Below are 6,805 nucleotides of genomic sequence, written 5' to 3'. Positions count from 1 at the left end.
TTTTTACTTCTTTTTTCGCGTCCTTGGGGGGGGGGGGCGTTCCACTCCACCCCACCCCCCAGCAGGACCCGGTCGCGGGGCCCGGCGCGGGGGGCGCCGCCCCCCCCCCCCCGGCCCTACTGTGAGGAATCGTGTCGGAACGTCGAACCCAGATCCTGGAAGCCGCCGTCCGCGTCATCGCTCAGGACGGCGTGCGCGGACTGCGGATCGAAAAGCTCGCTGCCGCGGCCGAAGTGTCAACGGCGCTGATCTACTACCACTTCAAGGACCGCGCCGGCGTCCTGCGCGCTGCCCTGGAACACATCAACCACCGCGCCCAGTCCTACACCGACTCGACCGCCACCGACCCCCGCGCCCGCGTCGAACAGATGCTCCTGCAAGAACTCCAGGACGCCCCCGAAGTCCGCGAAATCAGCATCGCCTGGGGCGAACTACGCGCGAGCGCCGCCTTCGACCCCGACCTCCGCGCCCCCCTGCGCACCACCACCGAAGCCTGGAATTCCGACGTCGAAACCCTGATCCGCCAGGCCACGGACTCCGGCACTGTAGCCGCCACCGTCGACCCCACCGCCAGCGCCGAACGCCTCACGACCCTGGTCGAAGGCCTCAGCGAACGCTGGCACAGCGGCTCCCTCGACCTCGACCGCGCCCGCGAACTCCTCACCGGCGCAATCGAACTCGAACTCCCCACCAAACGAGGCGACTCCTAGAGGTGGCGGGGCTCCGGCTACGGCACGATCAGCTCCTCGCGTGCACTGGCTCCGCCACGTCGCTGGCGCGCGCCGCGCAGCCAGTGCATCATCCGGTACATCAGCTGCGTGGCGCCCGGCATGAAACCCGAGCCGTGGTGGAAGGACGCGTCCATCGTGCTGACAACGACCTCCGCGGGGAACGTGCCCGCGTCGTAGTACATCAGGGTGTTGCTGTGTCCGGGAATGGCCCGGTACGCGTTGCCCCAGGGATCGTCGGGTGCCGTTTTCCCCTGGTCCAGTTCCTCGAGCCGAACCAGTGGCACGGCGGTCTCGGGGTGGGTGAGCACGCCGTGATAGTGCCAGTGCACCGCATCGTCGGCGAGGCCGTCCCAGAACGGGTGCTCCCGATTGACCGAGCGCCGTCCGACGTCCTCGCCGATCCGCCATGCCCAGAAGTTCGTGCCGCGCAGCGTCTCGGTGGTGCCGGGCAGCCAGTCGCCGACGGTGTTCTCGCCGTCGATGTACATCCGCGCGCCGGGTGTGTCGAGGAAGCCGACGAGAATCGGTGCGATGCGCGCGAGCACACCCGGGTGCAGCCTGGCCGCGACATAGACGGCGTCGAATCCGTCGAGTCCGCCCGGCCGCAGATCGGGTGCGTACACGTCGGTCAGATCCATCGCGCGGACGGCCGGATCGCGCAGATCCGAGAGGTGGAAGAAGCTACCGGTGTGGACGAAGGCGACGCGGGTCATCGTGCCACCGCCAGCGCGCCCTCGAGGTGGGCGAGCGTGCGCTCGCCCACCTCGGCGGCGGAAGTGCCTGGACGGGTGAACGCCGCCATGTCGTTGCCGAGATGCAGGATCACCTCGCCTGCTCCGAGCGGGTAGGCCACGTCCACCGGGAGGCGACCCGGACCGATCCCGGTGATCACGACGGTGTCCGCAGGCAGATCGACGAGATAGGCGTGCGAATAGAACCCCGCTACGCCGATGCGCTCGAGATCGGCGAACGAGTGCGTTCCGGGCACGCCGGTGTTGAAGAGCACGTCGCGGCGGTCGACGCCATCCCAGATCGGATGCGATCCCGTCTCGGTGAGCCACAGGTCGCGCGTCGTGTGGAAGTCGAGCTTGCGATGCTTCGGCATGCCATCGATGAACCGCTCCATCGGGTGTCCGTTGACGAGGATGCGCCCGCCCGCGCGCACCCAGGCCGACAGCCGATCGGCCCGTGCGGCGAGGAAGCGCTGATCGCAGGCACCGCTGACCGCGATACCCGCGAAGGCGTCGAGGTCGATCCCGTCGAGGTCGTACACGTCGCGGACGGCGACGCGAGGCGTGTCCTCCGCCCGTGCGGGACGTTGGACGAGTTGCAGGATCGGCGGCATCGAGACTCCTTGACCGGAGGCGGAAACGGAATAATTATGGTGAGGCTAACCTAAGACCAGAGCGGTCCACTCGGCGACCTCACAGCGCTGAAATCGGAGATGTGTACCCGATTTCCCCTTCATATTAGGTGAGGCTATCCTATGCTCCACCCGGGGCGTCCGAAGCTCTCCAGCCTCCCGCGCCACGTCTTGACTCCCGAATAGAGGCTCCATGACCAACCGTCCGAACCGCGCCTTGCCGACCGTCAGCGCGGCGATCGCCCTGGCTGTCGCCCTGAGCGCCTGTAGCGCAGATTCCAGCGACGCGAGCGCCGGCCCGAGCGGACCCGACACCGCAAGCGAACTCACCATCGCGCTGGACAAGGACTCCGGGCCCATCAACCTGTTCGCGGGGGCGAGCGATCAGCTCATCGAACTCGTCTACGACAAGCTGCTGGCGCCGTCGCCCTACGTCGACGACCCGCAGCCGTGGCTCGCCACCCAGGTTCGGCACATCGACCCGACCACCTGGGAAGCCGATCTGCGCACCGACGTCACCTGGCAGGACGGTGAGAAGTTCACACCGGCCGACGTCGTGTTCTCCTTCGAGTACATGCACAAGGCGCCTACCGGCCGCTACACACACCACGTCAACGACACCCCGTACGTCGATCGCGTGGCCCAGATCGACGCTGACACAGTGCGTTTCGAATGCCGTGACGCCTGCCCGTCGCTCGCCCGCGTCACCCTCGCGGATCTGCCGATCGTCGCCGAACACATCTGGGCCGGGGTCGACCCGACCAAGGCGAAAACCGTGCAGACGCTGCCGATCGGAACCGGGCCGTACCAGCTGACGGCCTACAGCCCCACCTCGGGATACACCTTCAGCGCGAACAAGAACTACTTCGCCGGAAAACCCACGGTCGATACCCTCACCATGCCGGTCATCACCGACCAGTCGGCGACGTTCACCGCCTTGCAGTCGGGCGAGATCGATGCCACCACCCGCACGGTCAGCCCCGAACTCGTCGCGCAGTTCGAGCAGTCGAAGAGCCTCGACTCGATCACGACACAGGCACTGAGCTTCCCCGAGATCAAAATGAACTTCGGCAAGGCGCCGCTGAATCAGCCGGAGTTCCGTCGCGCGCTCTCCGACGCCATCGACAAAGAGCAGATGCTCGACGTCGTCGCACTCGGCCAGGGACGCGCTGCTACCCAGGGCTACCCGCACCCCGACGCCCCGTTCGCGAACGCGAAGAACTCCACGCCGACCGACCGGAACGCGAGTGTCAGCGCGCTCGACAAGCTCGGCTACCGCGACACCGATAACAACGGCGTGCGTGAGATCGACGGCACACCGCTCACCCTCACCATGTTGGTGAATTCGGCTCTGCCGCAAGATGTTCGGGCCGCGGAACTGGCCGCCGAGGACCTCGGCAAGGTTGGCATCGAAGTCCAGCTGGAGGGGATGGACGCCGCGGCGCTCGCGGCACGCTCCACCGCGAAGACCTACGACCTCGCCGTGAGCTCGATCGGCGCGCACGGTGTCGCCGACCCCGACCAGTTCATCATGTCGCACCGCTCCGGGTACCTCTGGGCAACGAACGCCGCATGGCCCGAGTGGGACCAGAAGTACACCCAGTGGCTGGCACAAACCACCCATGAGAACCGCATCGCCGTGATGCAGGATTTGCAGACGATCCACAACGCGGCACCGACGACCGTGCCGCTGTTCTACCCGGAAGAGCATTGGGCCGTCTCGCACACCTACGGCGGCTGGATCGAGAGCCCCGGCTACGGCATCGTCCACAAGTGGTCGTTCCTCCCGGCAGACGTCGTGACCGCCGCGCACTCGAGCACGGTCAAGGCGATCGTCGAGCTCACCGGCACCGCACCGGCCACCGCGGTCACCGCACCACCGGCCTCGAAAGAGCACGGGCACTGACGACCTCAGGCCACCGGCCGTCACCACGGCTGGTGGCCTGCGCTCATCGAGAGGACACCGTAGATGAAGAGGCCGGACAGATCGTGGCCCTCGCGGCTCGGCCAGTACGCCGTGGTGCTGTGGGTGGCTGTCACCCTCAACTTCGCACTACCGCGGCTGGCACCGGGCGACCCCGCGCTGGTCATGTTCACCGGAGAGGGTGACCCCTCCCCCGAGGAACTCGCCGAACTCGGCGAACTGTACGGATTGAACGATCCTGTCCTCGTACAGTATCGGCGGTTCTGGACCGACCTGCTGCACGGCGACCTCGGCCTCTCCACCGGCCACAACCGGCCCGTGACCGACATCCTCATGGAACGGCTGCCGTGGTCACTGACGCTGGTCGTGCTCGGCCTCGTCGGTGCCGTCCTGGTAGGAACCCTGCTCGGGGCGTGGTCGGCGTGGCGGCGCGAGGCCGGTCGTCCCGGGCAGGACAAGGGCATGCTCGTCGGCGTGCTGACCGTCGACTCGATGCCGGGATTCTGGGTCGGCATGCTGCTGATCGCGGTGTTCTCCGCACAACTCGGTTGGCTGCCGTCGTACGCGTCGGCGCAACTGCCCGACGGGACGTTCGCCTGGTTGGCCGAATCCGGCCGCCGAATCATCATGCCGCTGTTGACGATGATGATCACCACGATCGGCACCTACTACATGCTCGCCCGAGCATCGATGACCTCTGTGCTCGGCGAACCCTTCATCCGCCTCGCCCGCGCCAAAGGTCTCCCCGAACGTCGCGTCGCCACCCGGCACGCGCTGCGCACCACACTGCTGCCCATCGCGACCAATGCCGCGATGGCGGCCGGGGCTCTCGTCTCCGGTGCCGTCGTGGTCGAGACCGTGTTCTCCTACCCCGGGCTCGGGAAGGTCATCGCCGACGCGGTCAGCGCGCGCGACTATCCGCTGCTACAGGGCGCGTTCCTGCTCGCCACGGTCGGCGTGATCCTGGCGAATATCCTCGCCGATCTGCTCTACCCGCTACTCGATCCGCGCGTGCGGCACGCCCGACAGGTGGTTGCCGCATGACGCGCTTTCTGGCCGGTTGGCGATCCCTGTCGGTGACGAGTCGCCTCGGTATCAGCATCGTGCTCACGCTGTGCGTCGTCGCGATCTTCGCCCCATGGTTCGCGCCATACGATCCCGACGAGCGTGTCACGCGGCCGTTCGCGGCGCCATCGCTCTCGCATCCGCTCGGTGCCGACGATGTCGGGCACGACCTCCTCAGTACCCTCATCTTCGGCGCGCGCCCCTCGCTGCTCGTGGGCATCATCGCCGCGATCGTGGCGACCCTGATCGGCATGCTCATCGGCATTACGTCGGGTTACCTGCGCGGGACCGTCGATACCGTGCTGATGCGCATGGTCGATGTCGTGCTGTCGATGCCCGTCGTACCGCTCACCCTGGTGATCGGTGTGTTGGCCGGGCCCGGGATCGGCACGCAGATCTTCGTCATCTCGATCGCGCTCTGGGCTCCGATGGCACGCGAACTGCGCGCACAGGTGCTGAGCGTGCGTGAGCGCGACCATATTCACGCGTTGCGCGCCATGGGCGCGCGCGATGGCTACGTCCTCACCCGGCACATCGTTCCCGCCATGGGCACGCTCGTCGCGCCGCAACTCGTGCTCGCGGTCAAGAGCGCGGTGCTGTTGGAGGCGACGCTGGGGTTCCTCGGGCTCGGCGATATCACCGCGATGAGCTGGGGAATGATGCTGAATGTCGCGAATGACCGCAGTGCGTTCCTCACCGACGCGTGGTTGTGGTGGGTGGTGCCGCCGGGGCTGCTGATCGGGCTGACCGTGCTGGGATTCGCGCTCGCCGGTGATGCTATGGAGCGCACCGCGGTCGGGCGGACGGTCCGAACCGGACGGACGCCTGGAGCTGGTCGGACACTCCGAAGGGGTTGGGCACTCCTGGCCGGGCGGCCCGCGAAGCCACGCCCTGCCGAGGCGGACGCTTCCACCGCACCCGATCTCGACGCCCCATTGCTTCGCATCGAAGGTCTCACCGTGCGCTACGGCGAGAGCGCGGCAGGCGGCTGCACCGACGTCGATCTGACGATCCCGCGTGGTCAGGTGCTCGGCCTCGTCGGCGAATCGGGGTCGGGCAAATCGACGGTCGCAGCGGCGATTGTCGGCCTCATGCCACCGGCGGCCCGGATCGTCTCGGGCCGCATCCTGCTCGGCGGCATCGACCTACTCGCTCTCGATGACAGCGAACGTCGCGCCCTGCTCGGCGCGCGCATCGGTCTCGTGCCACAGGAGGCGCAGTCCGCGCTGAACCCCGTGCACCGCATCGGCGACCAGATCCGCGAGGCGATCCTCATCCACAGCGACGCGTCGCGCGATCGAGCGAAGGAGCGCGCCCGCGAATTGCTGCGGATGGTCGGCCTGCCCGAGGAGAGATATCGCGCGTTCCCGCACGAACTTTCGGGCGGCCAACGTCAGCGCGTCGTCATCGCGATCGCACTGGCGAACGAACCCGAGTTGCTGGTCGCCGACGAGCCGACAAGCGGCCTCGATGTGCTGGTGCAGCAAGAGATTCTCGACCTCATGGACGACCTCCGCACCCGACTGTCGTTGACCATGGTGATCGTCACCCACGACCTGCCCATCGTGGCGCAAACCGCCGATCTCGTCGCCGTCATGCGAGCGGGTGCCGTCGTCGAACAGGGCGACGCGGTCGCGGTACTGACCGATCCGCAGCATCCGTACACCCGCGACCTGATGGGCTCGATGCCCGACATGACCGAGTTCGAGAGGGCCTTGTGAC

The 6,805-nt window shown here is 67.4% G+C and carries 6 protein-coding genes; 4 read left to right on the top strand and 2 right to left on the bottom strand.

Translation table 11 applies throughout. The features are described 5' to 3' along the window. The first annotated feature begins 131 nt into the window (after positions 1–131). Positions 132–710 carry a TetR/AcrR family transcriptional regulator gene (locus ACFXKN_RS25235; protein WP_378940585.1) on the top strand — a complete coding sequence of 193 codons (579 nt, stop codon included), beginning with the start codon at positions 132–134 and terminating at the stop codon, positions 708–710. 17 nt (positions 711–727) lie between these two features. On the opposite strand, the gene ACFXKN_RS25230 is transcribed toward ACFXKN_RS25235, so the two are convergent. Together ACFXKN_RS25230 and ACFXKN_RS25225 are read right to left on the bottom strand one after the other, a co-directional pair. Beyond that, positions 728–1,444 carry a hypothetical protein gene (locus tag ACFXKN_RS25230; RefSeq protein WP_378940586.1) on the bottom strand — a complete coding sequence of 239 codons (717 nt, stop codon included), beginning with the start codon at positions 1,442–1,444 and terminating at the stop codon, positions 728–730. Next, positions 1,441–2,076, bottom strand: a complete 636-nt coding sequence (locus ACFXKN_RS25225) for a hypothetical protein (RefSeq protein WP_378940587.1) — start codon at positions 2,074–2,076, stop codon at positions 1,441–1,443. Before ACFXKN_RS25225 ends, ACFXKN_RS25230 begins: the two co-directional genes overlap by 4 nt. Positions 2,077–2,287: 211 nt before the next feature. On the opposite strand from ACFXKN_RS25225, the gene ACFXKN_RS25220 reads away from it, so the two are divergent. From ACFXKN_RS25220 to ACFXKN_RS25210, 3 genes are all read left to right on the top strand, one after another. After that, positions 2,288–4,000, top strand: coding sequence for an ABC transporter substrate-binding protein (locus ACFXKN_RS25220; protein WP_378940588.1), 1,713 nt, complete (start codon positions 2,288–2,290; stop codon positions 3,998–4,000). 63 nt (positions 4,001–4,063) lie between these two features. After that, the gene (locus ACFXKN_RS25215) at positions 4,064–5,062 is read left to right on the top strand and encodes an ABC transporter permease (RefSeq protein WP_378940589.1); all 999 of its coding nucleotides are present in this window, start codon (positions 4,064–4,066) and stop codon (positions 5,060–5,062) included. Further along, positions 5,059–6,804 (top strand): dipeptide/oligopeptide/nickel ABC transporter permease/ATP-binding protein, encoded by a 1,746-nt coding sequence (locus tag ACFXKN_RS25210; RefSeq protein ID WP_378940590.1) that lies wholly within the window; start codon positions 5,059–5,061, stop codon positions 6,802–6,804. The genes ACFXKN_RS25215 and ACFXKN_RS25210 overlap by 4 nt, the downstream gene beginning before the upstream one ends. Position 6,805 lies beyond the last annotated feature (1 nt).

Source organism: Nocardia sp. NPDC059195 (genome assembly GCF_042754695.1).
In the GTDB taxonomy this organism is placed as follows: Bacteria; Actinomycetota; Actinomycetes; order Mycobacteriales; family Mycobacteriaceae; genus Nocardia.
This window is presented reverse-complemented; position numbering and strand designations above follow the sequence as displayed.